Annotated in this window: 27 protein-coding genes, 1 tRNA gene and 1 other annotated feature; of the genes, 9 read left to right on the top strand and 19 right to left on the bottom strand. The window is 35.7% G+C overall.

Annotation, left to right across the window (positions count from 1 at the left end; genetic code table 11):
* Positions 1 to 273: 273 nt before the first annotated feature.
* Both FHL06_RS08365 and FHL06_RS08360 read right to left on the bottom strand, forming a co-directional pair.
* Positions 274 to 345, bottom strand: a tRNA-Gln gene (locus FHL06_RS08365).
* Positions 346 to 478: 133 nt separating this feature from the next.
* The gene (locus FHL06_RS08360; RefSeq protein ID WP_153385768.1) at positions 479 to 784 is read right to left on the bottom strand and encodes a hypothetical protein; all 306 of its coding nucleotides are present in this window, start codon (positions 782 to 784) and stop codon (positions 479 to 481) included.
* Positions 785 to 1,033: 249 nt separating this feature from the next.
* On the opposite strand from FHL06_RS08360, the gene FHL06_RS14700 reads away from it, so the two are divergent.
* The gene (locus tag FHL06_RS14700) at positions 1,034 to 1,537 is read left to right on the top strand and encodes a hypothetical protein (protein ID WP_238333988.1); all 504 of its coding nucleotides are present in this window, start codon (positions 1,034 to 1,036) and stop codon (positions 1,535 to 1,537) included.
* A gap of 102 nt (positions 1,538 to 1,639) precedes the next feature.
* Positions 1,640 to 1,948, top strand: a complete 309-nt coding sequence (locus FHL06_RS14695) for a hypothetical protein (protein WP_238333987.1) — start codon at positions 1,640 to 1,642, stop codon at positions 1,946 to 1,948.
* A gap of 56 nt (positions 1,949 to 2,004) precedes the next feature.
* Here FHL06_RS14695 and FHL06_RS08350 read toward each other — a convergent pair whose 3' ends face one another.
* The 4 genes from FHL06_RS08350 to FHL06_RS08335 form a co-directional block, all read right to left on the bottom strand.
* On the bottom strand, positions 2,005 to 2,250 hold the full coding sequence (locus FHL06_RS08350) for a GlsB/YeaQ/YmgE family stress response membrane protein (protein WP_153385767.1): 246 nt from the start codon (positions 2,248 to 2,250) through the stop codon (positions 2,005 to 2,007).
* An 82-nt stretch (positions 2,251 to 2,332) separates the two neighbouring features.
* The gene (locus FHL06_RS08345; protein ID WP_153385766.1) at positions 2,333 to 2,923 is read right to left on the bottom strand and encodes a type 1 glutamine amidotransferase family protein; all 591 of its coding nucleotides are present in this window, start codon (positions 2,921 to 2,923) and stop codon (positions 2,333 to 2,335) included.
* Positions 2,924 to 3,072: 149 nt separating this feature from the next.
* Positions 3,073 to 4,068, bottom strand: a complete 996-nt coding sequence (locus FHL06_RS08340) for a tRNA-dihydrouridine synthase (RefSeq protein ID WP_162000195.1) — start codon at positions 4,066 to 4,068, stop codon at positions 3,073 to 3,075.
* A gap of 86 nt (positions 4,069 to 4,154) precedes the next feature.
* On the bottom strand, positions 4,155 to 5,627 hold the full coding sequence (locus tag FHL06_RS08335) for an MFS transporter (protein ID WP_153385765.1): 1,473 nt from the start codon (positions 5,625 to 5,627) through the stop codon (positions 4,155 to 4,157).
* A 321-nt stretch (positions 5,628 to 5,948) separates the two neighbouring features.
* Between FHL06_RS08335 and deoC the strand changes: the two genes are divergently transcribed.
* The 4 genes from deoC (at position 5,949) to FHL06_RS08315 (ending at position 9,023) form a co-directional block, all read left to right on the top strand.
* Positions 5,949 to 6,692, top strand: a complete 744-nt coding sequence (gene deoC / locus FHL06_RS08330) for a deoxyribose-phosphate aldolase (protein ID WP_153385764.1) — start codon at positions 5,949 to 5,951, stop codon at positions 6,690 to 6,692.
* Positions 6,693 to 6,710: 18 nt separating this feature from the next.
* On the top strand, positions 6,711 to 7,430 hold the full coding sequence (locus FHL06_RS08325) for a GntR family transcriptional regulator (RefSeq protein ID WP_153385763.1): 720 nt from the start codon (positions 6,711 to 6,713) through the stop codon (positions 7,428 to 7,430).
* Positions 7,431 to 7,555: 125 nt separating this feature from the next.
* Positions 7,556 to 8,551 (top strand): tRNA-dihydrouridine synthase, encoded by a 996-nt coding sequence (locus FHL06_RS08320; protein WP_162000194.1) that lies wholly within the window; start codon positions 7,556 to 7,558, stop codon positions 8,549 to 8,551.
* A gap of 193 nt (positions 8,552 to 8,744) precedes the next feature.
* Positions 8,745 to 9,023, top strand: coding sequence for a SemiSWEET family transporter (locus FHL06_RS08315; RefSeq protein ID WP_153385762.1), 279 nt, complete (start codon positions 8,745 to 8,747; stop codon positions 9,021 to 9,023).
* A gap of 52 nt (positions 9,024 to 9,075) precedes the next feature.
* Here the strand turns inward: FHL06_RS08315 and FHL06_RS08310 are convergent, their stop codons facing one another.
* Complete coding sequence (locus tag FHL06_RS08310; protein ID WP_153385761.1) at positions 9,076 to 9,303, bottom strand: hypothetical protein; 228 nt, start codon at positions 9,301 to 9,303, stop codon at positions 9,076 to 9,078.
* A gap of 90 nt (positions 9,304 to 9,393) precedes the next feature.
* Positions 9,394 to 10,785, bottom strand: coding sequence for an asparagine--tRNA ligase (asnS, locus tag FHL06_RS08305; RefSeq protein ID WP_153385760.1), 1,392 nt, complete (start codon positions 10,783 to 10,785; stop codon positions 9,394 to 9,396).
* Between the two features lie 59 nt (positions 10,786 to 10,844).
* Positions 10,845 to 11,074, bottom strand: a binding site (T-box leader).
* Between the two features lie 89 nt (positions 11,075 to 11,163).
* Between asnS and FHL06_RS08300 the strand changes: the two genes are divergently transcribed.
* Together FHL06_RS08300 and FHL06_RS08295 are read left to right on the top strand one after the other, a co-directional pair.
* On the top strand, positions 11,164 to 11,880 hold the full coding sequence (locus FHL06_RS08300) for an alpha/beta family hydrolase (RefSeq protein WP_153385759.1): 717 nt from the start codon (positions 11,164 to 11,166) through the stop codon (positions 11,878 to 11,880).
* A gap of 83 nt (positions 11,881 to 11,963) precedes the next feature.
* Complete coding sequence (locus FHL06_RS08295; RefSeq protein WP_153385758.1) at positions 11,964 to 12,650, top strand: hypothetical protein; 687 nt, start codon at positions 11,964 to 11,966, stop codon at positions 12,648 to 12,650.
* A gap of 60 nt (positions 12,651 to 12,710) precedes the next feature.
* On the opposite strand, the gene FHL06_RS08290 is transcribed toward FHL06_RS08295, so the two are convergent.
* The 11 genes from FHL06_RS08290 to FHL06_RS08240 form a co-directional block, all read right to left on the bottom strand.
* The gene (locus FHL06_RS08290; RefSeq protein ID WP_153385757.1) at positions 12,711 to 13,886 is read right to left on the bottom strand and encodes a MalY/PatB family protein; all 1,176 of its coding nucleotides are present in this window, start codon (positions 13,884 to 13,886) and stop codon (positions 12,711 to 12,713) included.
* The gene (locus FHL06_RS08285) at positions 13,886 to 14,755 is read right to left on the bottom strand and encodes a DUF3737 family protein (protein WP_153385756.1); all 870 of its coding nucleotides are present in this window, start codon (positions 14,753 to 14,755) and stop codon (positions 13,886 to 13,888) included. Before FHL06_RS08285 ends, FHL06_RS08290 begins: the two co-directional genes overlap by 1 nt.
* Positions 14,756 to 14,779: 24 nt before the next feature.
* Positions 14,780 to 16,573 carry an ABC transporter ATP-binding protein gene (locus tag FHL06_RS08280; protein WP_153385755.1) on the bottom strand — a complete coding sequence of 598 codons (1,794 nt, stop codon included), beginning with the start codon at positions 16,571 to 16,573 and terminating at the stop codon, positions 14,780 to 14,782.
* Positions 16,563 to 18,323, bottom strand: coding sequence for an ABC transporter ATP-binding protein (locus FHL06_RS08275; protein ID WP_153385754.1), 1,761 nt, complete (start codon positions 18,321 to 18,323; stop codon positions 16,563 to 16,565). Before FHL06_RS08275 ends, FHL06_RS08280 begins: the two co-directional genes overlap by 11 nt.
* 136 nt (positions 18,324 to 18,459) lie before the next feature.
* Positions 18,460 to 19,560, bottom strand: a complete 1,101-nt coding sequence (locus FHL06_RS08270; RefSeq protein ID WP_153385753.1) for a lactate oxidase — start codon at positions 19,558 to 19,560, stop codon at positions 18,460 to 18,462.
* Positions 19,561 to 19,649: 89 nt separating this feature from the next.
* The gene (locus FHL06_RS08265) at positions 19,650 to 20,810 is read right to left on the bottom strand and encodes a cation:proton antiporter (RefSeq protein WP_153385752.1); all 1,161 of its coding nucleotides are present in this window, start codon (positions 20,808 to 20,810) and stop codon (positions 19,650 to 19,652) included.
* Positions 20,811 to 20,870: 60 nt separating this feature from the next.
* Positions 20,871 to 21,830, bottom strand: coding sequence for a zinc-binding dehydrogenase (locus tag FHL06_RS08260; RefSeq protein WP_337692543.1), 960 nt, complete (start codon positions 21,828 to 21,830; stop codon positions 20,871 to 20,873).
* A 206-nt stretch (positions 21,831 to 22,036) separates the two neighbouring features.
* Complete coding sequence (locus FHL06_RS08255; protein WP_153385750.1) at positions 22,037 to 22,363, bottom strand: AzlD domain-containing protein; 327 nt, start codon at positions 22,361 to 22,363, stop codon at positions 22,037 to 22,039.
* Positions 22,350 to 23,057 (bottom strand): AzlC family ABC transporter permease, encoded by a 708-nt coding sequence (locus FHL06_RS08250; protein WP_153385749.1) that lies wholly within the window; start codon positions 23,055 to 23,057, stop codon positions 22,350 to 22,352. Before FHL06_RS08250 ends, FHL06_RS08255 begins: the two co-directional genes overlap by 14 nt.
* Positions 23,058 to 23,177: 120 nt before the next feature.
* Positions 23,178 to 23,795, bottom strand: coding sequence for an AAA family ATPase (locus FHL06_RS08245; RefSeq protein WP_162000193.1), 618 nt, complete (start codon positions 23,793 to 23,795; stop codon positions 23,178 to 23,180).
* A gap of 5 nt (positions 23,796 to 23,800) precedes the next feature.
* On the bottom strand, positions 23,801 to 24,517 hold the full coding sequence (locus tag FHL06_RS08240) for a hypothetical protein (RefSeq protein WP_153385747.1): 717 nt from the start codon (positions 24,515 to 24,517) through the stop codon (positions 23,801 to 23,803).
* 175 nt (positions 24,518 to 24,692) lie between these two features.
* Here FHL06_RS08240 and FHL06_RS08235 point away from each other — a divergent pair, with 175 nt between their 5' ends.
* Positions 24,693 to 25,004 (top strand): DMT family transporter, encoded by a 312-nt coding sequence (locus tag FHL06_RS08235; protein WP_153385746.1) that lies wholly within the window; start codon positions 24,693 to 24,695, stop codon positions 25,002 to 25,004.
* The last annotated feature ends 59 nt before the right edge of the window (positions 25,005 to 25,063 follow it).

Genomic DNA, 25,063 nt, shown 5'->3' with positions numbered 1-25,063 from the left:
CGAACATCTAAAGGGCATGAATGGTGTCCTTTTTTGGTGTTCTTAAATGGTTATTACTAATAAATGGTATACAAAAATAAAGTTGATGGCAAAATACCTATCAACTTTATTTATCGTACAGCCTAAATTATAAAAAGGTACGATATAGACTTTCATGGGTCTATGTCGTACCTTTTTAGTTTGAAAATGAAAAAAGGCGTTAATCAAATGATTAACGCCCCCTACTTTTTCGCTTATCGATAATGAAATATTCAATTTGTGAAACACTCAATATTGGGCATATTGGGTTCGAACCAATAAATTGCGGATTCAGAGTCCGCTGCCTTACCATTTGGCGAATGCCCATTGACTTTAAAACTAACAATAAAATGTTATAAAAAAAATGGCCTAATGTCAAGAGTAATCTGGTATCTTGAACCCTTTTGTCAAAAAAACATCCCGGATTTTAATCGAGATGTTTTTTATTTTCTCATTAATGTTATGCTTCTTGCTTTGTTTCTATTTCTGAAGTCTCTTCAGCAAGTGATTCACGGTCCAAGATTTCAATAGCTTTGTCTAATGATTCGAAAATCTCGGTATTCAACAGTTCTAGTATTGGACTCAATCTTTTATATTCGTGTGCAAGTAAATTCTTATTCAATTGTTCAGCGTTGATTCGACCTAACTTCAAGTTATAATCCATTAATGCATTTATACGAATCTTGGAATTATCCAATTCGCATAATAAATCATCAATTTTATCTAAATCGTAAGTCCTAGTAACTTTGTCTGTCCTATTATCCATGATGTGACTCCTCCTATATTTGTTTACAATTCAATTCTAGTGGCTTTACAAATTAAAACTACCCTATGTTCCAAAACGTACATATACATAATTTGTAAAAGTCAATTAGATTTTAAATAAATTCCAATATTATATATTTTTATTATAAAAAATTATATACATAATATTTTCAGAAATTATACGAATGTGTTACACTTATCTAGTTTCGCTACTGGAATCAATTAAAATTAAGGAGATATCAACAACCACATGCATTTATCTACAATTGAAAAGCGTAATTATTTGATTGGCTTTGCTTTCATAATTTTTATGGTAGCAAGCGCAACTATTCTCAATGATATGGAAATCATTTTGCCCGAAATTGGGGCTTTGACAGCTGGTACTTGGATTTATCAAAATGGTGGCTGGATCAAACAGCCTACAAAAATCTTTTTGGCACCTTCGGGAACAGCTATCATTGGTTTTTTAATCAATCAATTATCAATCACTTATGCTGAAAAGGTATTGTCAGGATTGCTCTTAATGCTAATTTTACTGCGGTTGCTCCATTCCAATTTAGCGCCATCATTTGCGACCGGACTTTTGCCAATCATCATTAATGCCACACATTGGTCTTTTATTGTCGCAATATTGCTGTTCACTTCTGCTTTAATGTGTGGCGTTTTCCTTCAAGGACAGTACAAACAAGCCACTCTTAGCAATCCAATTAAAAATAAACATATGCTAGTATTTACGATTATGACAATTATTTGAGTCGGTGCCGTTTGGTTCTTTGGATTTTCACAAATGGCTGCCATTCCACCCGTTATGGTCGTCTTCTTTGAAGTTTTACAAAAGCCTGACTAAAAATGGCAAATGGCCACGAAACATTTTATTGCTTTAGTTGGTGCTGCCAGTATCGGTGTTGCAGTTCATTTAATCTTTGCTTCATGGCTCATTTCAACGATTATTGCCTTACCGCTAGTCTTTGTTTTGTTGCAATTGTTAAAAATCAATCTACCAGCTGCTTTTGCATTTCCACTACCGGCTCTAGTTTTACCTAGCAATATGTTTCATATGCTACCAGTTACCGCTATTATCGCGACGATCTTTTTCTTAGGTACGATTGTCCTTTTGAAAAAATTTAGCGTTTCATATGACTTATCTTCACAAGAGAATAATTAAATAAAAATCATCCGTTGAAATTAGATAAACTCTAAAATCAATAGATGATTTTTTATTTACGACATTTTTTCAATTATAAATGAAACGATAACAACTAAGATAATGGCCCCAATCAAAGATGGAATAATCGCCATTCCAGCCATTTGCGGACCCCAGGATCCTAAGATGCCTTCACCAAGACTTGATCCAACGATTCCGGCAATGATGTTACCGATCCATCCCATGGATTTGCCATGATTAGTCAAGGCACCGGCAATAGCACCAATGATTGCTCCAACAATTAAAACCCATAACCAATGCATATGAAATCCTTCTTATAATTTATACCTATATTTTAAACAATCATCCCCAAATAATCACTTAATATGCTGTTTAGAAAAATATTTATAAAATAGGTTTACCGTACTTTGCACAATATTGGTAATAGCCTAACTCATATAAATCCGTAATTTTATCAATCCTTAGTTCAGTGTCAAAATCGACTAACTTCAGAACCGCATTGGTGAATTCCAAAGCTGCCGTTCCATTCGCGGTAATCAAATTTTTATTGCTAACGACTTGCTGTTCAATAAAGTCAGCACCATTTTGGTAGTTGGCATAATCCTTCCATAAATACTTTGCATTGCCAGTATGTTTAAATCCTGTTAATAAACCATTTCTTGCTAAATAATCGACTGAACCGCAAATTGCTGCCAGTGATTTTCCTGTTTCTATTTGATTCTTTATTAATTGCAACAAGCTGTCATTTTGAATAGTCCACGAATTGCCGCCAATCAAAACTAACAAATCAATTTCCTTAGGAATATCGACTAACGAATAATCCACTATCGTTTTTAATCCACCAATGGAAGTAATCTTAGTCGTTATCGAAGCAGTTTTGACCGACCAATTCGAGCTTTGATTCAATTGACTGGCAAGATAAGCACCCTCCCAGTCAGCATAATCATCTAACATTAAAAATATCGCCCGTTTCATTAAATGTGTCTCCTGTTTTTCTCATTTTCCATAGAATATCCTAAAAAAACTTTATTAACTACAAAAAACCTCAAAAATTATTTTTAATAATTCTTATTTTTAGTTGCAAAAAAAAAGAATGCTATCATCGCATTCCTAAATTAAAACTATTATTCACCTGGATCGATACTATCAACGACTCTTCGAGCATCATCAGTTGTTTTAGTCTGCATCAATTCATTTCTAATCGCTGAAGCACCTTTCATTCCACGTACATAAATCTTAAAGAATCGTTGTAATGGTGCAAAATGACCAGGAATCCCCTTAGCAACGAACTCATCGTATAAGTCTAATTGATAACGCAAAAGATTCAACAATTCATGAGTTGAATGCTCCTTAGGTTCTTTTTCAAAAGCAAATGGATTCATAAAGATTCCTCGACCAATCATTATCCCGTCAACGCCAGGATGGTCATTAGCTAGTTTAATCCCAGCTTGATAATCAGCAATATCGCCATTTATTTGCAAAAGTGTATCCGGAGCATAGGCGTCACGCATCTGAACTAGTTGATCAATCAATTCATAGTGTGCAGGGACCTTACTCATTTCTTCACGCGTGCGCATATGAACAGTTAAAACAGGCACCTGTTGTTTTAATAAAAATGGAATCCAAGTTTCAAATTCATTAACTTCGCTATAACCAAGTCTCGTCTTAACAGTAACTGGCAAATCAGCTTTTCTAGCCCCTTCAATAACTTCTTTAGCAGTATCGAAATGGCGAATCAAGTCACTTCCACTGTGATTTTTAATAACAGCAATATCAGGACATCCCATATTTAAATCGATTGCTTCATAACCTTGTTTTTCCACTTCTTTGGCAGCTTTTTCAAAATCAACTTCTGAATTGCCCCACAGCTGAACAATTGGCTTAGGATTTTCTTTAGGGTCAATGTAAAGACGCCCTTTAGTAGTTTCCTTGGCCAAAGGATGCGTGATGCTCAATGCATTAGTGAATTCTGTATAAAAATTATCTGGTGCAGCGGCTTTCATAACTACTCGACGAAAAACTGAGCCAGTAACGGCTTCCATTGGTGCCAAACTAAAGAAAGGACGATTTTCTTCTTTAGCTTTATTTGCGATGCGATTCCAGTATGCTGACTGGGTCACACTCTCACTTCCAATCCAAATTAATTACAATACTATAAACTATAACCAGTTTGTAGACGCCAACGCAAGTATTAAGTCTAAAAATCTTATTTAATTATATCTTTATTCTTATCTCTAAAATTAATAATAACGATGATAATGAATAACATGATAGTTGCCAAAAAAACTGTATGCATGCCTTTTAGAATAATTGTTTGTAAATCATTCAGAATCGTTGCATTAAAATGAACCGAACTATTGGAACTAATAAACTGGTTGGCTTGATGGAGATTAACATTTTTGAATTTATTGATACCTTGATTGATTGACAAATTAAAAATCAAACCTAAAACACTAGTCATAACGGTCTGACCTAAGGTTCTTCCCAAAGTTAACATCGAGGAAGCTGTGGCAACTTCTTTTTCACCAACAACTTCTTGTGCCACCAAAATATTCATTGTAACGACAATTCCTAAACCAGCACCCGTAACTCCAGAAATAATATAGAAGAGTAACATTGGAAAACTAGTTCTAGCAAATATCAATGGAATGTAAAACAACAATTGAATTATTGCAATCGGAATCGTGATATTTTTGGGAATAAATCTTTTAACTAAAGCTCCCACGAAAAACGATGCTACTAACCACATAACTGGACTTGGCGTGATGGCTAAGCCTGCAACAGAAGCTGGAACTTTATAAATCGACTGCAACCAAATCGGGAAATAAATCTGAAAGCCGCTCTGAACTCCACTAAGTAGCGATGCCGTTAAAATTTCAATCGTAAACAATTTATTCTTGAATAAAGTTAGCGGAATCATTGGATCGATTGCCCTTTTTTCTGCTTTAACGAACCAAATCGCAAAAGCTATAAAGATAATTGCCATTAATAAAGCAAGCAACCAATCAGGACTCTTATTGCCAAGTAACTGGAAAAGCAACAAGAGTGACACTAGAAAACCAGACAAACTGAAGATACCTTTAACATCGATAGGGTCTTTTTTGGCTGGCTTCTTATTTTCTTTAAATCCTATCAACGTCAAAATTAGGACGATTATCCCAAGTGGTACGTTGACAAAAAATATCCAGTGCCAATTCAATTTATCAACTATAAAGCCTCCAATTAGTGGCCCTAGAAGTGCTGAAATGCCCCAGGCTGTGTTGTTCATCGCCAACATATTGGAACGCCTCTCATAAGTAAATAAATCAGCAATCATGGTAAAAGTTGTGGGAATAATTGCTCCTCCACCGATTCCTTGAATCGCACGAAAGAAAATCAAACTATAAATATTGCTAGATATTCCACAAAGAAATGAACCTAGCGAAAAGACTATCAAACCCATCATGAAAACCGGTTTACGACCAATTCGATCCGACAACTTCCCATAAATCGGTGTACTGACCGCTGTGGTCAATAAATACATTGCAAAGACCCAACTTTGCAACGACAAACCATTAAGTTTACTAATAATTGTCGGCATAGCTGTAGTAACGATAGTCGTCTCCACTGAAGTCATAAAAGTCGCAATAAAAATTGCAATCATAATTAATAATAAATTGGATTCATTATTTTTGCGCATAGCTGACACTTCTTTCACAATCACAATAAGGAATTCTGCGTATTTGTACTTTTCCGCCCTCAAATTATTATTTTTGCAATCTAAATTCAACTTACACGTTCAAAAATTACACAATGGAAAATTTTTTATTATCAGAAACATTTATGTAATTACTTAAGACATATTTCATCATAAATTAAAAATTTAATTTTAAATTGAATTATTTATTAATGTAATTGAATGACCAGTATAATAAAATTTATAAGGAATTTCTTGACTATCTAAATATGTAATTATATTATCAATTATGTAATAACATATTAAATGTTTGGAGGACCTAAAATGACACAGTACGAATATACGTTAGATGAATTATCAAGATTAATAGACCACACAAATTTGCATGCTTACGCTTCAGCTAAAGATATGAAGAAGTTATGCGATGAGGCTAAGAAGTATCATTTTAGAATGGTAGCTATCAATCAAGTCCAATCAAAACTTTGTTATAATGAATTGAAAGATACTGATATTGATATTGGTGCAGCCATCAGTTTTCCACTTGGCCAAACTACTGTAGAATCAAAGCTCTTTGATATTAAAAATGCAATTGACAATGGAGCTAACGAAATCGACTACGTGATCAATATCACTGAAGTAAAGAATGGTAATTTTGATTATATTAAAGATGAAATGGAACAAATCGTTCGCGTTTGCCATGAAGACAACGTATTGATCAAAGTCATCTTTGAAAATGCTTATCTAACAAAGGATGAAATCAAGCATGTTGCCCAAATCGCCAAGGAAGTTAAGCCTGATTTTATTAAGACTTCAACTGGTTTTGGACCTAGCGGCGCTAAAGTCGAAGATGTTAAGTTGATGAAGTCAGTTGTAGGCGACGATGTTTCTGTTAAAGCGGCTGGTGGAATTAGAAATTCAGATGACTTTCTTGCAATGATCAGTGCGGGGGCTGACCGTATCGGAGCAAGCAGCGGCATTCCAATCATCAATGCTATCAAGAAACGTATGCAAGATGAAAATGTAGACACTATCAAGATTGATCGCGATTATAAGAAAAATATGAAATAGTTTTAGGAGATTATAGGGATGGACAGTAGAAATTTACCAAAGCACACAATTATTGAGCATGACCTTTTGACAAAAATCAAAAATGGTACTTATAAACCTGATACATTAATTCCCAAAGAAACGGAATTAATGGAGATTTATCATGTCAGCCGTCCGACTGTCCGTCAAGCTATTCAAGCACTAGTCAATAAGGGATTATTAGCTAAAAGAAAACGTCGTGGCACAATCGTTGTTCAAAATAAAATTTCACAAGAATTCGCCCATGTAATTGAAAGTTATAATGACGAGGTGAAAAATAAAGGATTAACTCCTAGAACGCACGTCATTCTTTTACAAAAAGAACTTCCCACTCAAGAGGTTTATAACAGCTTGAAAATAACTAAAGATGATTATGTCTTTAAACTCGTTCGACTTAGGTATGCTGATGACCAACCTGTCGTGCTCGTAACTAGTTACATCCCCTATAAAATTTTCCCTAAAATGGACCAATTTGATTTTGAGGATGTCTCGCTTTATGAAACAATGAATTCTAATGGCTGCCCTATCGATCAAGTCCGCCGAAAAATTGAAGTTTTAGCGGCAGATGAGACAACAGCCGATATGTTGAACATCGATATGAACGACCCAATCTTTTATTTCCATACAATTGGATTTACTACTGATGATGTTCCAGCTGAGTACTCGATTGCCAAATATCGTGGCGACATTAATTCCTTCGAGATTTATATTAAAAGATAATCAAATAGCACGACCTTATTCTTATAGATAAGGTTGTGCTATTTTTTTGAAATTAAAAATTAGATTCTTTTTACGCAAACTAGTAATATATAATGATGTAGTTTAAAAACAAGGGAGTAATCAACGTGACAGAATCAACTTATTGGTCAAATATTGTCGCAAATGCTAAAGCAGAGCACCGACCATTTTTTACCATGGCACCAATGGAAGCCGTCAGTAATACTGTCTTTCGACAAGTAATCGCTAAAGCAGCTGCACCGGACGCTTTTTTCAGTGAATTCGTTTATGCAAAAGGAATCACTGATCCAAATACTAAATTTCCAGTTGATGGACGACTTTATATTGGACCCACGGAAAAAAACCGGCCGGTAGTTCAACTTTGGGGTAATGTCCCTACTGACTTTGAAAATGCCACAATAGCTTTGAAACAGCAAGGCTTTAAAGCCGTTGACATTAACACTGGTTGTCCTGATAAGACTGTCATTAAAAATCACGGTGGAAGCGACTTAATACGTAATCCGGAATGGATGGAATCGGCAGTCGTTGCTGCCAAAAAGTCTGGCCTAGCTGTCAGCGTCAAGACCCGCCTAGGTTATAGCAAACTGGAAGAGTATAAGGATTGGATTCCCGAATTACTCAACCAAAATGTCGAATTACTGACGATTCATTTAAGAACCAAAATGGAAATGAGCAAGGTCCCCGCCCACTTTGAAGTCATTGACGATATTTTAAAGATGCGCGATGAAATTGCCCAAAATACTTTGATTCAAATCAATGGCGATGTTCCAGATTTTAAAGCTGGTGTAAAACTAGCCCAAGAACATCCTGGACTTGATGGAATTATGATTGGTCGTGGCGTCTTTTCAAATCCATTTGCCTTCGAAAAAAATCCTACCAAACATTCATTGGAAGAATTATTAGATTTATTGCGAATGCAATTAAACCTCTTTGATGAATTCTCACAACATTACGATTTGCCACGTTTCCCATCACTGCGTCGCTTCTTTAAAATTTATGCCCGTGATGAATTAGGTGCCAAAAATTTGCGTGATAAAATGATGACTGCTGATACCACTGATGGCGTTCGTAAGATTTTAAATGATTTCCAAAAAAATAATTGATTATTTTAAACTCATTGACGATTCTCAATGGGTTTTTAGTTTGGCTTAAATTAGTTTTTTTACTACCAAAAGTATTGTCATGAGTGTTTTAATTGACAATACAAAACGTCTAGGTTAGTCTAAATCCGAGAAATTTTTTAGTGCTATTTAAGATTTTTGATTTGAAATCATTAATGAAAGGAAGTTAATCAAAATGAGTAAAGTCAGCACAGAAAAAGTAGAAAGAATTGGACGAATTGCTAGTATTATGTCAGTTCTTATGTATGTTTCGTACGTTCCACAAATTCTCTCGAATCTATCGGGGAGCAAAGGCAATCCTATTCAGCCATTAGTGGCTTTTATCAACTGTACTATCTGGACTGCTTATGGATTTTTACAAAAGAAGAAAGATTGGCCTATTATTTGGGCCAATGTACCTGGAATTTTTCTAGGTGCCGCAACATTTATTACCGCAATTTTTACTTTTAACTAAATCAATATATTTTAATCTAATCTTATGGTAAAAAAATTTACCATAAGATTTTTTATTTTCTCCTTCGCCTTTTTTGGGGTTTCCTCAATTTGTCGATTGTTCCTAGTAATAACATTTCAAACACTTTGTAAAATATTCCCAAAATAATTAATGCTCCAAAAGTTCGTCCACTAGCGGCTGTGAATATCCATCCCCACATTTGATCCATTACATTTCCAGATAATTCTTTCATCATATTACTATCCATCAGATTATTAGTAGTCATTAATATTTTTAGCATCAATTTACCACGCCTTATTTGTTTTCTAAACTAAAAGTACGAAAAAAGCTTTAGAACCCGATTGGATTCTAAAGCTTTTTTGATACATTATTAAAATTCAGCATTACCTGGTGTTCTTGGATAAGCAATGACATCTCTGATATTTTCCATACCAGTGATATACATAACTAGTCTTTCAAAACCAATACCAAAGCCTGAGTGAACTGTACCACCGTACTTACGTAATTCTAAGTACCACTTGTAGTCGTCTTCGTTCATATCGAGTTCGGCCATTCTCTTTTCCAATTTATCAAGACGTTCTTCACGTTGTGATCCACCGATCAATTCACCGATTTCAGGAACTAACAAGTCAGCTGCAGCAACGGTCTTGCCGTCGTCATTAGCACGCATGTAAAAGGCCTTGAAGTCTTTTGGATAATCAGTAATGAAGACAGGCTTCTTGTAAACTTGTTCTGACAAGTAACGTTCGTGTTCTGAATCTAAATCTAAGCCCCAGTAAGGTTTAACTTCAAACTCAACGTCAGTTGCTTTTTCCAAGATATCGATAGCATCTGTATAAGTTACGTGAGCAAATTGTTCGCCAGCTGTAGCTTTTAGACGGTCAATCAAAGTATTATCAACATTTTCATTCAAGAAGTCTAGTTCTTCTTTAGCGTGATCCATGACATAGTTGATAACGTATTTCAACAACTCTTCTGAACAGTCCATCTCATCTTTCAAGTCAGCGAAAGCAAGTTCTGGTTCAATCATCCAGAATTCGGAAGCGTGACGTCCGGTATGAGAGTTTTCAGCTCTAAAAGTTGGTCCAAAGGTATAAACATTGCGGAAAGCTAATGCAAATGGTTCTACTTCTAGTTGACCACTAACAGTTAAGTTAGTTTCTTTTCTGAAGAAGTCTTTTTCGTAATCAACTTTGCCATCGTCTGTCTTAGGAACATTGTTCATATCTAGTGTTGTAACTTGGAACATTTCTCCAGCACCTTCAGCATCGGAACTTGTGATGATTGGTGTGTGAATGTAAACAAAGTCATTGTGTTGTAGATATTCGTGAATAGCAAAGGCTGCTAGTGAACGAATTCTGAAAACTGAATAGAAAGTATTGGTTCTAGGACGCAAATGAGCAACTGTTCTCATGAATTCATATGAGTGAGCTTTCTTTTGCAATGGATAATCAGAATCAGATGAACCTTCTTCAATCACTTGTGTAGCGTGAATTTCAAATGGTTGTTGTGCTTTAGGAGTAAGTGCCAATTCACCGACAACTTTGATAGTTGTACTGATTGGATATTTAACTACTTCAGCGTAGTTTTCCATATCGCTAGTAATAACGACTTGAACATTCTTAAAGAATGAACCGTCATTTAATTCAATAAAGCCAACTCTTTTTGAACCTCTGATTGTACGAATCCAACCAGAAACAGTGATTTTGTCACCATCAGCAAATTCTTTTTTGTATAAATCTTTAACTAAAACGTTTTGCATCGATTTCTCCTCTTTAAAATTGGAATACTATGGACTAAAAAAGATCCTCCATCCCTAATAAAAGGGACGAAAGATCTTTTCCGCGGTACCACCCAAGTTTTTTTATAAAAACACCTCAAAATATGCTTAGCATATCTTCCAATTGTAACGCATTGGGTAACGTCTTGACCTACTACGACTTCAGCCAGAATTTTACAAAGATGTTTTTCCTATATACCGACACGTTAAGGTCTCACTAGTCTTAACTCCCTGTGGATAAAGTAGATAGTACTCCTTCTTTTAATATCTTACATATTAATTTTCTTAAATGTAGCATATTTTCATACAGCTTGTAAAGTACAATATAGGAGGATTCTAAATTAAGATTGAGGGATTTAAATGAAAAAATTTACTAAATGGTTATTAGGGATAATTATCTTACTAGTAGTCATCGTTTTTACTACTGTTATCGTTGTCAAAAATAAGGAATATTCTCCTAGCTCTTCAGCTATTTCTGTTGCAAAAACTTCTCAAACCGTTAATGGAACAATTAAATTCCCTGGGCAAAAAGATAAGCCAAGGGTTATTTTCTATCCTGGAGCATTGGTTTCTCCAAAGAGTTACAGTATTTGGGCCTCGAGAGTCGCTCAGGCAGGATTTTCAGTCTACATCGTCCAATTCCCTTTGGATTTAGCAGTCTTGAATGTGAACGCTGCTAATAAGGTTCACAACCAACAGCCTTATGTAATTGGTGGACACTCTTTAGGCGGAACTATGGCCAGCCGCTATGCCAAAAATCATCAAAAAAACTTACGGGCGGTCTTCTTTTTAGCAAGTTATCCTGAAAAGAAAGGCGACTTACATGAAATTAATGTCCCTGTATTATCACTAACCGCTACAAACGACGGCGTCTTAAATCAATCACACTATAAACAAGCTAAAAAATTACTACCAAACAAAACTATTTATCAAGTAATTCAAGGTGGCAATCACGCCGGCTTTGGTAGCTATGGCAGACAAAAAGGAGATAATAAAGCCACTATTACTAATAGAAAACAGCAAATATTAATAAGTAACCTGTTGATTAAATGGTTAAAACAATCCGTTCGTGAATAAATTAAAGCGTTTTCATAATTTTCCACAAAAGCGCATACATTTTTGTTATACTGTAACTAATCGTTACAATTTCTGGGGGAATTATGACTATCTTATTTAAGAAAAAATTGTTTTTAACTGAGGATGCTAATGAATTTATTGAAGGATATCTTGATTACATCAGGGATGTTAATCCAGAAGATATTTATGAAGGATTGACTGACAAGCAAATTCTTAAAAATAAGTTCATTTTTAAAATTTATCAATTAGAAAATCTCGATTCACTGAATGTTAAATGGGTGATTTCTAATAATAAAGTCAGCGTAAAAGCTAACTTTTGGAATTCAAAGAGCGTTACTCTCGGTTCTATCAATTTGAGTCAAGGATTCAGAAATGTTTCAGAACAAGATTCGTATCCGACCCTCAAAATTTCTGGTGGAGAATATAAGAAAGTTGTAACGAATGAATTTGGTGAGGATACGATTAAAACTTATTTTGAACCTTATCAACTGACACTTGAATTGCATAAAGCCGATTCGACTGTTTATAAATCGCAAAAAATCGATACACTTTATCATTCTGCCTTCAAAACCGAATCAAGCCTTGTTAAAACAGCTAAACTGCTAATGAGTTTCTTTGCAGTTTTTGGATTGGTACTTGGGCTCGGATTCATGTTTGCCGGTTTCTTCTTAACCGGCTTAATGGTGATAATTGCTTTCTTTGGGGTCAACTCGTACACGCTGTTGATTTCAGGATCGCGTCTAACGCCACAACATCAAACAATTAATTAATTTATAAAGACGAAAAAAGTCGTTGAGTGAATAATTCATTCAACGACTTTTTTAATTGTTTTATTTAAAATTTGCACGAAAATCAGCAATACCCTTCTTCAAACGATTCAAGCCATCCACAATCATTTCTGTCGGACTGGCAATATTCATTCGGATAAAGTTTTGACCATCGCCACCATATACATCTCCAGGAGTAATAATCAAGCCGGTATCTTTTCGAATAAATTCTGTTAAGATTTTAGAATCTTTCGTAATTTCAGATGTATCGAACCAAAGTAAATAAGTTGCTTCACTTGGCACCCAATAAATTCCAGGGATTTCATCAATAGTAGCTAAAATCAATTTGCGATTGCTCAACAATTTATCCTTTAAAGCGTTTAACCAAGGTCCACCCTTTGTATAGGCCGCAATAGTTCCTGGAATAGCTACAAAATTGGGTTCGGCTAATTCCTCGCTGTTGAGTCCTCGGCTAACTTGAGCTCGTAAGTTTTCATCCGGAACGATTATCGTTGCCGCATGCAGTGCCGCGACGTTAAAAGTTTTACTTGGCGAAACTGCCACCACAACGTTACGCAAGTATTGTTGGTCTAAGCCAAAAATTGGGTGATACCCTTCACTTCCAAGCGTGATATCTCCATGAATTTCATCGCTGAAAAGTTTGACATCATATCGTTGACAAAGTCTAGCAATTTTAGTTAATTCATCAATCGACCAAATTTTTCCAATTGGATTATGTGGATTGCAAAGAATCATCATATTGGTTAATGGATCACGCAACTTTTTTTCCAAATCAGAAAAATCAATTGCATATTGTCGTAATTTTTTATCGTAGACCAAATCATTTGAGACTACGTGACGACCGCTATTGACAATTGAATTATAAAAAATGTTATAGACAGGTGCTTGGACTAAAACATTGTCGCCAAGAGATGTTAAGCGTCTGACTGCTGAAGAAATAGCTGGAACTACTCCAGTTGCAAAAATCATCCACTCTTCTTTAAGGCGCACTTGATGTTCTTTTTGGTACCAATCAGCAACTGCTTGAAAATATTCTGGAGGAATTTCTTCATAACCGAATAATCCCATCGCTATCTTGTCTTGTAAGGCCTGAACAATTTCTGGAGCCGTTTTGAAATCCATATCAGCAATCGTCATTGGCAACTCGCCTTTTTTAACATCCCACTTAGCCGAATTGCCATCTCGTTTTTTGTTGAGCGTTTCAAAATCGTAATCCATTAATTATGCATCCCTTCAGTAATGTTGCTGGTGATTTCAATTTCAGTTTGATCAGAGTCAATTTCAGGATCATCAAAAATAACATCATCGACTGATTTAACCTTGATCGTACCGCTGATTGGATTCTTAATGCTCATTACATTAGTTGTAATCTCAGCATCAATATTTGAGCAATATTCAAAAGCCAAATCTGTTCTCAAAACCTTACAGTTGACCATCTTCAAATTGTCGATATAACAAAGCCCTTGGTCACTTGCAATCGTACAATTGATTAAAGTCAGATTCTTCGTGTTCCAAGCCAAATATTCGCCACTGATTTTAGAATCATAAATTGTAACATTCTCGCAGTTCCAAAAAGCATCTTTAGAAATAAAAGTTGAGTTGTGGACTTCAACATTCTTGGCCCCATCGAAAACGTAGTTACCAACAACATTGAGGTTGTCAGCGTAGATATTTTGGCTATCTTTACCAAAATAATTCCCGTTGACTTGGACATCTTCCATTCTAATATCATCGCAAGTCCAAAGCGTTTCTTCAGCATCCGCAAAGTGAACGTTTCTTAAATTAATTTTGCTAGCACGACGGAACAATTTTGGTGCCTGCAATGCTGAATCAGTGATTTCAATATTTTCGGTATACCAAATTCCTGAACGAGACATCGTTTCAAAAATACTGTTGGCAACTTGAATATTCTTAGCATACCAAAGTGGATATTTCCATTTAAAAGTTACGTTATCAAGATTTAAATCACGACTTTCTTTAAGAGGTGATTCGCCTTGACCAAAAGTTGTATCAATTAAATCGGCGTCATGCATTTTAAATAATGGTCTTTCGCCATCATAATAACCTTCATTGATTTGTTTGTTCATATCTATAATTACTTCCATTTATTATTATTTTTCATTTGCCATTTGTAATTCATATAATTCAGCGTAATGACCACCTTGAGCCAATAATTGCTCATGCGTGCCTCGTTCAATAATCTTGCCTTGACTCAAAACTAGGATTTGGTCGGCATCTTGAACGGTCGACAAACGATGGGCAATGGCAATCGTAGTTCTGTCATCACGCATCTTTTTAAGGCCACGCGTAATACTTTGTTCTGTTTGTGGATCAATATTAGCTGTGGCTTCATCTAAAATCAGTACTTTAGGATTTCTGACAATCGTTCTGGCAAAAGAAATCAATTGTCGTTGACCAGTTGAAAAGCTGGCTCCTCTTTCTGAGACTTTAGCATGATATTTTCCTGGTAATTTTTGAATAAAACCATCGGCATCAACGAACTTTCCAGCTTGTTCTATTTGTTCTTCACTGATAGTTTCATCAAACATCCGGATATTTTTAGCTACATCTCCATAGAAGAGATATGGTTCTTGGATAACTAAACCTAATTTTTTGCGCAATTCCTTCGTCGAGTAATCACGAATATCATGATCATCGATTAAAATTTGTCCTTGACCGAACTCATAGAAGCGCAATAAAAGATTGATAATCGAACTTTTGCCACTCCCGGTGTGTCCGACAAAGGCTACCGTTTGACCAGGTTCTACGACAAAAGAAACGTCTTTTAAGACAATTTTTTCCGGTACGTAACTAAAAGTAACGTGTCGAAACTCAATTTTTCCTTCGGTAATCTCTTTTGTACTCGTTTCATTTTGTTGAGGCGCGTAAGTTTTATTATCAAACAATTTCATGATTCTAAACCCTGCTATCAGACCATCTTGGAAAAATGACATATAGTTCATGACATCAGATAAGGGATTGAAAAAGTTTTGTTGGTAGGATAGGAAAGCATAAATCACACCTGCAGCGACAAATGTGTGCATGCTATTGAAACCAAAGCCACTTAACGAGATAACTTCTGCTAAGACGAACATCAAACTGATCGTTGGGTAAAGCAAAAAGGCGTTGACGTTAATCATCTTATTACGCATCTGGAAATAAGCGTTGTTGCGGCCCTCAAATTCCGAGGTCATTCGTCTTTGCTGTCCAAATTGTTGAATAATGCCAATTCCCATCAGCGACTCATTCAATTTCGTATTGATTTGACTCAAATACTCACGTAAATGCTGATAAATCTTTGAACTCAAACGTTGATAAAGCCAAACTAACAAATACAAAATCAAAACAAATAAAGCTGTCAATAAAGCTAATGTCAAGTTTACTGAAACCATGGCAACAAAAGCTGAAACCATTGAAAAGAAGGCAACTAAAATCCGCAAGAACAATGTCCAAAAGTTATACAGCGTCTTAGTATCATTAGTGACCCGTGAAACGATTGAACCAGCTGGCGTGACGTCAAAATAATTCAATCCTAACGAGTGCAATTTTTGAAATAATTCACTTCTGATTTTTTCAAGTGTTCGCTCTGCCCCCATCGAAAAGGCAAATTCTTGAATAAACTGGACAACCGCTTTGATAATCGTTCCCAAAGCATATAACGCCGCAAAACCAAGAATAATCTTCATGCCGGTACTTTGATGGGTCAAATAATTATCCATGTAAAATTGCAACATTCTTGGCAATAAAACATTGATAATACTTAAGATGATTGCAAAAGCAATTGCGATTCCAAATTGGCGTTTAAAAAAGCCGGCAAATTTGAAGAGTCTTTTTAAAACCTGACGACGTTGTTTCCAAGTTAGTGCTTTTACTTCATCATTAGCTTTTTCTTGCTCATTTTTCATGACTCAGCCTCCCTTCTAATTCAGCATTTTTTGCTTGTAAATTGAAGGTGTCAGCGTACCAACCAGACTGATGCAAAAGCTCTTGATGAGTACCTTGTTCAACAATCGTGCCCTTAGAGACAACAATAATTTGGTCAGCATTTTCAACTGAACTCAAACGACTAGCTGCAATGATAGTCGTCCCTTGTTGACGATTTTTCGCGATTCTTTGTTCAATATGTCGTTCCGTTTTAGAATCAACCGCTGATAAAGAATCATCTAAAATCAACAATTTAGGATTGCTCAAAACAGCTCGAGCAATTGCCAAACGTTGCTTTTGACCACCTGATAAAGAAACGCCTAATTCGCCAACTTGTGTATCGTAACCATCGACCATCTGCTTCACATCGCCATCCAAATCAGCAATTTTACTAGCACTCAAAACTGCCTCTGAACTAGCTTCGATATCAGCAAATCGAATATTGTCACGGACGTTAGTTGAGAATAAGAAATTAGTCTGTGGAACGTAACCGATTTTATCCAAGTAGCTATCTAGGTCGTAATCGCGAATATCATTTTTACCGACCTTGATAACTCCTTGATAGTGGTCAAAGTCTCGCATCAATAAATTAATAATGGTCGATTTGCCACCGCCAGTTGGACCCACGATGCCTAAACTTTTACCGGCTTGTAAGTCGAAATGGACATCACGCAAAGCTATCTTTTTGTCATCTGGATAACGGAATGAATCTATATCAAATTTTAAAGTGCCACTCGGCACTGTTGTAATGGCATTCTTAGGTTGCACTAAGGATGATTTCTCAGCTAATAGATCACTGATTCGATCATAACTAGCGGACCCGCGTTCCAATAAATTAAATAAACTGCCAACTGCATACATAGGCCACATTAATTCCGCCATATAAGTAATGAACGAAACCAATTGACCAATCGTAATGCGACCATTTAGGACTGCTAATCCACCAAAAATAATCGTTAAAGTATACGAAATACCCATGATCAAAGTCGTCAAAGGATCAAACATCGCATCCAAACGATAAGAGCGTTTATTAGCACGAATATTTTTTTGGACGTATTTGTCGAAGTCTTGTTCATCGGCCTGTTCCTGACCGAGAGCTTTTAAAACCTTGATACCAACGACGCTTTCTTGAGTCTTATTATTGATACTTGAAAAAGCTGCTTGGGATTTTTTAAAGGCAACGTGAATTTTGCCACCTAAGATATCTGCCATCACAGCTAATAAAATCAGCGGCAAAACCGCCAAAATCGTTAAATTCCAATTAATGAACATCCCCATCGCTAAAATCATTGATGTTCCGGTAATCAATGAATCAGCAAAGGTTAAAATACCAGGACCAGCAACGTCTCTGACGGCATCGATATCATTTGTTGCATGTGCCATCAAATCACCCGTCCGCCATTTTTTATAAAAGGTACTGTCCATTTTCATGAAATGACGAAATAAGCGACTCCGCAAATCACGTTCCAAGACATAAGAACTGCCATAAATCATCTTCTGCCATAAAAAACGTAATAAATATTGGAGAATCGCTACGAAAAATAAAACTATCATATTAATAATCAAGTAATGACTAGTCATACTGTTGGTGCTAACGGCATCGACGACATTCCCAATAATCTTGGGTGGAATCACATTGCAAATCGCGACTAGAATCAATGCAATCACGCCAATTAGGTATTGTCGCCACTGTCGTTTAAAAAACCATTGTAAGCGAGAGAAAATCCCCAACTTCACCTCACCTCATATTCTACAAATTTGTATTAGCTCTTACTCTACACCCTAAAGTCAACTTTAAGGCAACAAAAAAAGCGTGATTTCTCAAAAAAATTGAAAAATCACACTTCTTTTTCATAAATATTTTAATTTAATCAATCAAGTCAGTATTTTTAACTTCATTGATACTCTTAGTTCCAGCAAGTTGCATGGTAATCGACAACTCTTTGTTCAAGTGTTCGATTACATCTGTGACACCTTGAGCACCACCGAGGTTCAATCCATAAAGAATTGGACGACCGATAGCAACCAAGTCAGCCCCACTTGCTAAAGCCTTAAAGACGTGTTCGCCACGTCTTACGCCACTATCAAAGATAACAGGCACACGTTTATCAACGATTTCTGCGATGTATGGCAAAACTTCAAAGGAAGCAGGACCACCATCTAGTTGACGGCCACCGTGATTAGAGACCCAAATACCATCGGCACCGAATTCAATAGCCAATTGCGCATCATATGGTGATTGGATGCCCTTAACGATAACAGGTAGATGCGTAATATCCTTGATCTTTTGAATATCTGAAGGCACGATGCCTTGTTTTGCAGCAGCGTAAATTTCGGAAATTCCCTTGCCTTCACCATCACTGTCGCTATAAGCAGCTAAATTAGGCATTGGTAATGGAAATTGGAACTTATTGATGATATCAGCTTCACGATAACCACCTAAAGTTGAATCAACGGTCAAAATAATAGCTTTAACGCCAGCAGCAACAGCTTTCTTCAAGAGAAATTCATTAAACTTATCATCTTTACTCATATATAACTGGAAGAATTGTGGTGCATCAGGAGCAGCTTTGGCAGCATCTTCAACTGCAGTACTGCCGTAAGTACTGATTGAAAAAATCGAACCAGCATCAGCAACACCTTTAGCTGTATCAACTTCACCTTTAGCGTTAGCCAATCCTTGAGCAGCTGATGGAGCTTGAATAATTGGGGTCTTCAAGTCAATATCCCATAATTTTGTTGACAAGTCGGCGTGATCGATACCTTGCAAAACCCGAGGCATAATTTCTTTATCATTAAAGGCTTCGGTATTTTGTCTCATCGTCCATTCGTCTTCAGAGCCACCTCTGATATAACCAAAGGCACCCTTCTCGTTACTCATATGGTCTTTGACACGACCTTCAAGACTAGCAATATTAACAATATCAATATGATTTTCAGCAGTACTTGCTTCATATTTTTTCTTCATTAAAAATCCCGTCCTTTATCTTATTCAATTTACATGATCATTCTAACCTACCAAGGTAAAATATGTCGGTATTTCTTCCTATATATAAATTATGATATAGACTTATTTTTAATAATCTTATTAAAGACCATTGGGCCAATTATACAAGTGATAATGGCGGCCAAAGTGATGGAACCCGATTGGGCTGTACTAATCAATTTCAGGTTTCTCCCAACTTCAAGAATTGGCAAGACCATCGTAATAGTTGTCGACGTCAAAACAGCCGCTGCCAGTGACAAGCGTTTACCGAATCTCTTTCTAAAGACAAAGAAAATAATTCCTTTAGAAATAATAAAGGCAACTAAGAAGACTGGAATCAGAATCAAAGCCATCTTATTAGTTAACAGCGTTCTTAAATTCAAATTTACTCCAGTGGTAATGAAGAAAACAGGGATAAAGAATCCATAACCCATTGAACTCAATCTTTCTTCAGTTTCCTCTCCTGGTTGAAGTAATTTCATAACCACTCCGGCTAAAAAGGCTCCTAAAATGTTCTCAGCACCAATTTGTTCGGCAAAAGTTACCAAAGTAAAAATCAAAAAGAAAGCTAAGCGAATATCTAATTGCGTCGTTGTTTTATCGATATCTTCAAAAAAGTCATAAATACGGTTGAAACGCCGCAACAAGAAAATAGCGATAATAAAAATTACCGGCAATCCGAAAACGGACAAGTAATTCTTTTGTTGAACAGCCGAATAAACGGTTAGGGCTACTAGTGGAATGAATTCACCAAAAGCAGAAGTTAGTAAAATAGTTTGTCCATATTCAGAATCTAACAAACCTGCTTCTTTAAGAAATGAAATCAAGACCCCTAAAGCAATCGTACTAATCAAAATAACCGATAAAATAAAGTCATTAAATATGCCTGTGACATACAAGATTCCACTAAGAATTAATGACATCCCTAAAATCGTCAAAAACCCCTTAACAGAAGCTCCTAATGGCGAAAAAGAATCTTCATCTTCTTTTGGTTTCATTAGGGAAAAATTAATTTCCATTCCTCCTAAAAAGATCAGCATAATCACACCTAAGTTAGCAATAAACTGTACTCCAGTATCGGGCTGAATGATATTTAATCCCGTTTTACCAAGGATTATTCCCATTAAAATTTCAGAAATAGCCGTTGGCATTCGTTGGAGATGAAACTTTGCGGTTATCAGCGGTGTCGCTAAGGCCGCAAATAGAACTATAATCAATGAGAATTTTTCCATATTATTATTCCTCTCTTTAATCACCTTCGATGATATAATATTTTATCCAATATGAAAAATTTAAAGTACTACTACAACTTTACCTATATTGTGACCACTTTCTAAGTACTCATGAGCTTCCTTGACCTGACTTAGTGAATAAACTTTCGTTGGAGCAACGGGAACATGATATTTTTCGATATAAGTAAGCATTTCATTCAATTTCTGCGCATCAACTTCACCTGAACTAAAGGAAGTCAAATAAGTGCCATTAGGAATATCGCCGATCGGTTCAAAGCCATCCATATTCCACTGGCCGCCTAATTCACCAGTTGAGCAAACAATGCCGCCATTTAAAACGTGTTTGAAACTATCTTTTAATGTCGCGGGACCAACTAATTCTAGAATCTTATCGAACTTCTTAGAGGTAATTAATTTACCTTTTTGATCTTCAACAACAGCATCGTAACCATTGTCAAAGAGCGTTTCTGCTTTACTCATTTTCCGAACAGAGCCTGTAACCTTAATCTCCGGATACTTTGCCTTGAGCAATCTCAAAGCTGACACACCGACGCCACTAGCACCTGAACGAATCAAAATTGAATCATCTTTTGCTACATTTAAATATTTCAATGAACCAAAAGCAGTATAGAAAGTTTCGGGAACTGCCGCTAAATCTTTCCAAGCTAACTTGGTCTCAACTGGATAAATTTGCTCATTTGGCAAAAGTACATATTCAGCATAAGAGCCATTAAAGGCTCGACCCATCTCTCCCATAATGGAGATTACCTTTTGACCAACTTTTAAATCGTCACTCGTGCTCTCAAAAACAACACCGACACATTCAATTCCTAAAATCCTTGGAAATTTCACAGAGGGTGATTGCCCTTCTCGAGTAAAAATCTCCGAATGATTGATACCAAAACCTTTAACTTGAACTAATGACCAGCCTGGTCTTACCTTAGGCGTTTTTACGTCGGTATATTCCAAAACTTCTGGTCCACCTGCATGTCTAACAACTACTGCTTTCATATTCTTCACCCCTTTTATCAATTCCATTATAGAAGAAAAGTGCAAAAAAATGAGTTTGAGATATAATTATTTTTTCCCTAAATTTGCAGCATAAACGCGGAATATAACATAGCTTTTTGTGCTTAAAACAAATAGCCCCTGGTAATCAAAGTACGATTACCAGGGGCTATTTGCCTTAATGCTCGAAAGCTGACCATGTTATATTCCGCTCTCTTCTAAATAACTAATCGTACGAATGCCAAGGATATTATCCCCACAACGACGATGACTAATAATTTTTTGGTGATAATAGCGCTTAAAACGGTTGGAACCGAGGCCAATAAATTAGCGTAATCAATTTGTGGTAGTTGACCTAAGCGTTGTTCAAAGAGATTTTCAAACCAAAGTGCCGCCATAATCGTGATTGGTACGAAACTTAAAAATTCTACGACTTTAGCTGGCAAATTGAATTTCTTCAATAAAATAAATGGCATGATTCTAGACAACAAAGTCACGACCCCGCAACCGATAATGGTCCAGATTATAAATTCAGTCGATGGCATGTTTCAAGATCACCCCTAACGTGCAACCTATCAAGGTAACAACTAGAATCAACAGGTCGCTGGAAATAAAAATCAGTCCAAAATAAACTAACGGCAACATAATCAAAACCACCAACAATTGAACTTTCAAAGAAATCGAGTGGTCATTGATGATTTGCAGGTACAACAAACCGATGAACATAGCGACCAAAGCAAAGTCCAGCCCCAATTGTTTGGGGTCACTGATAACTTTGCCTAACATTGCCCCAACCATGGTAGCGGCTGCCCAAACTAGATAAGCTAGTAAGTTCACTGTATTGAACCATTTGAATGACAATTTACCATCGGTAAAGTTCAGCTTGTTCATACTCAGTGCAAAACTCTCATCAGTAATCAGACTGCCGACCAGAATATTCTCTAAAAGCGAATTCTTTTTAAAGAAATTAGCGGTCGTCATGCTCATCAAAATCATCCGCGAATTGACCAGAAAAACTGACAAAATAATCGACACCATCGGCGTGCCAATCGTTAGTAAACTGACCAAAATGAATTGTGCTGATCCTCCATAAACTATCATTGACATCAAGGTGGCATTCAAGACGCTCAATCCAGCTGCAGCAGCGACAATTCCAAATGAAATCCCAATTCCTATATATCCAAATACTGTTGGCAGCGTGTCTTTGATAGCACTGTCAACGCTTAAACTATCGTCCATAGACTCATCCCTCTCAAAAATAGATATATATAAATATTAATATTAATTATAATTAAATTAAAAGTCAATTAGAGTAGGGACAAAAAAGCCTTCTAAATTTCAGGTAGACAAACCTAAAATTTAGAAGGCCATTCGTGATTTTACCTTCAAAAAATTATCCACTAAAACTTCTTGCTCATTCTTAATATAATTCACATTATCAATGTCACTGATATTATCGAGCTTATGAGTCGTTATAATAACTGTCTTACCTCTTTCAACTAATTCCCGGAGCCAAACAAAAATTTCCTGAGATTGCTTTAAATCAATGCCAGTTTCTGGTTCATCAAAGATATATAATTCTCGTTCAATCACAATGTTAATAAATACTAAAACAATTCTTCTTTCACCACCAGAGAGGTCTCCAAATTTAACATTCTTTAACTTTTTAATTACTGCTGGCGTTTTGAATTTATTAACATCCGTTAATTGCGGTAAAAACTTTAAAATATCATTAACTGTCAATTCATCATTAAAATTATTGCCCTGTGACAAATAAGCTATTTGTGCTGGTGGCGGAAAGCCCACAAAGTTCTTGGGTCGAGTCGAATCGACGTCAGCAATCAGATCAAGTAAGGTTGTCTTTCCAGAACCATTTTCGCCCAAAACAAAATTTATTTGTTTATCTTCAAAGTAAAAATTCACCCGATCAAAAATGACATTTGACTTATAATTAAAACTAAAATCTTCAATCTTCATAATCATTACACCCGTTTCATCTGACTCTTAATAGACATTTTCATAAAAACAAAGAAGCTAAATATCAAATAAATGATTGTGAAAGTTAAAACTACCACTCCCAGGAGATGATAATGATAGTGAATTGCATATAAAACATCAATCAATTGAAAAGGATTAATAATGGTTAAAAGATATTTCCAAATTCCACTTGGATGAAGTCCTAGAAAAATCAAACCAAGCAATAAAAAAAGATTTATCAAAATGTTAAATGAAGCTTGTTTGACTTTTAATAGCAATAAGCCTGATAACATTGCTGCACATGCGATTGTCGCCCAAAAAGTGGTCAAAAAACCGTATAAAAACGTCACCCAAGAAACTTTGGTAATAAAAATTGTCACTACAAAATTGAATAGTAAAATTTCAACTTGAATAATCAATAACTGAACGAATAATGATGTAATTATAATTGGATATTTAGAGCCAACGATATAAGAGAAAGTTTTAAGAAAACCATTTTCTCGTAGACGAACTAAATTCAATAAAAAGCCATTTAAAATAGTACTGACCACAATGTAAGACCAATAAATATAAATAGACGCATTGTCTTGAAAATTTTGGCTTTTATTTATGAAAAGCATTGCTGCTGGAATCACTAAAGTATAGAAAAAAGCTATTTTATCTTCTAAAGCTATCTTCATTTGTAGTTTAAAAATTGCCCATTCATCTTGAAATGACAGCATTTTGACCACCACTTTCACTTAATTAATAAATAACCACCAATATATGGCCTTACATTTCTTTCAAAGTCAATATTTTTGGAATGAAAAAAATAAAAATATTTTTCAAAAAATGAGTGTCTTTTTTAAAAAAATCAGGTATGATATTGGGAGAAAAAATTGGACCGAGGAAATGCTTATGAACTACTTACTATTAATGATGTCAATCGGTTTTGAAGTACTGGGAACATCTCTTTTAAAGAAAACTGACGGTTTTACCAATTTATTACCGACGGTGGGAACATTAATGTCATATCTAATATGCCTATTCATTTTGTCCCATGTTGTAAAGAGACTTCCTTTGAGCTTAACCTACGCTACATGGGGTAGCGTTGGATTGATATTGGTGACGGTCGCTGGAATCGTCTTTTACCACGAATCCTTATCGCTATACTCAGTAGCTGGATTATTTTTGGTAGTATCAGGAACTGTCCTGATCAACGTTTTTTAGGCAAAAAGTGTAAATTCATTTAACATGAATTTACTCTTTTTTTTACTTTCTACCAATAA

Origin of the sequence: Companilactobacillus halodurans, from assembly GCF_009600985.1 — a bacterium.
GTDB lineage: Bacteria > Bacillota > Bacilli > Lactobacillales > Lactobacillaceae > Companilactobacillus > Companilactobacillus halodurans.
The sequence above is the reverse complement of the archived record's forward strand: the minus strand, read 5'-3'. Positions and strand labels throughout refer to the sequence as shown.

Coding starts and splice junctions, on each gene's coding strand:
- FHL06_RS08245 (WP_162000193.1), bottom strand. CDS start 23,795: ATGAAGATTGAAGATTTTAGTTTTAATTATAAGTCAAATGTCATTTTT.
- FHL06_RS08265 (WP_153385752.1), bottom strand. CDS start 20,810: ATGGAAAAATTCTCATTGATTATAGTTCTATTTGCGGCCTTAGCGACA.
- FHL06_RS08295 (WP_153385758.1), top strand. CDS start 11,964: ATGACTATCTTATTTAAGAAAAAATTGTTTTTAACTGAGGATGCTAAT.
- FHL06_RS08280 (WP_153385755.1), bottom strand. CDS start 16,573: ATGAAAAATGAGCAAGAAAAAGCTAATGATGAAGTAAAAGCACTAACT.
- FHL06_RS08235 (WP_153385746.1), top strand. CDS start 24,693: ATGAACTACTTACTATTAATGATGTCAATCGGTTTTGAAGTACTGGGA.
- FHL06_RS08335 (WP_153385765.1), bottom strand. CDS start 5,627: ATGCGCAAAAATAATGAATCCAATTTATTATTAATTATGATTGCAATT.
- FHL06_RS08285 (WP_153385756.1), bottom strand. CDS start 14,755: ATGAACAAACAAATCAATGAAGGTTATTATGATGGCGAAAGACCATTA.
- FHL06_RS08310 (WP_153385761.1), bottom strand. CDS start 9,303: ATGCTAAAAATATTAATGACTACTAATAATCTGATGGATAGTAATATG.
- FHL06_RS08300 (WP_153385759.1), top strand. CDS start 11,164: ATGAAAAAATTTACTAAATGGTTATTAGGGATAATTATCTTACTAGTA.
- FHL06_RS08250 (WP_153385749.1), bottom strand. CDS start 23,057: ATGGACGATAGTTTAAGCGTTGACAGTGCTATCAAAGACACGCTGCCA.
- FHL06_RS08240 (WP_153385747.1), bottom strand. CDS start 24,517: ATGCTGTCATTTCAAGATGAATGGGCAATTTTTAAACTACAAATGAAG.
- FHL06_RS08270 (WP_153385753.1), bottom strand. CDS start 19,560: ATGAAGAAAAAATATGAAGCAAGTACTGCTGAAAATCATATTGATATT.
- FHL06_RS14695 (WP_238333987.1), top strand. CDS start 1,640: ATGGCCACGAAACATTTTATTGCTTTAGTTGGTGCTGCCAGTATCGGT.
- FHL06_RS08315 (WP_153385762.1), top strand. CDS start 8,745: ATGAGTAAAGTCAGCACAGAAAAAGTAGAAAGAATTGGACGAATTGCT.
- asnS (WP_153385760.1), bottom strand. CDS start 10,785: ATGCAAAACGTTTTAGTTAAAGATTTATACAAAAAAGAATTTGCTGAT.
- FHL06_RS14700 (WP_238333988.1), top strand. CDS start 1,034: ATGCATTTATCTACAATTGAAAAGCGTAATTATTTGATTGGCTTTGCT.
- FHL06_RS08325 (WP_153385763.1), top strand. CDS start 6,711: ATGGACAGTAGAAATTTACCAAAGCACACAATTATTGAGCATGACCTT.
- FHL06_RS08255 (WP_153385750.1), bottom strand. CDS start 22,363: ATGCCATCGACTGAATTTATAATCTGGACCATTATCGGTTGCGGGGTC.
- FHL06_RS08345 (WP_153385766.1), bottom strand. CDS start 2,923: ATGAAACGGGCGATATTTTTAATGTTAGATGATTATGCTGACTGGGAG.
- deoC (WP_153385764.1), top strand. CDS start 5,949: ATGACACAGTACGAATATACGTTAGATGAATTATCAAGATTAATAGAC.
- FHL06_RS08290 (WP_153385757.1), bottom strand. CDS start 13,886: ATGGATTACGATTTTGAAACGCTCAACAAAAAACGAGATGGCAATTCG.
- FHL06_RS08350 (WP_153385767.1), bottom strand. CDS start 2,250: ATGCATTGGTTATGGGTTTTAATTGTTGGAGCAATCATTGGTGCTATT.
- FHL06_RS08360 (WP_153385768.1), bottom strand. CDS start 784: ATGGATAATAGGACAGACAAAGTTACTAGGACTTACGATTTAGATAAA.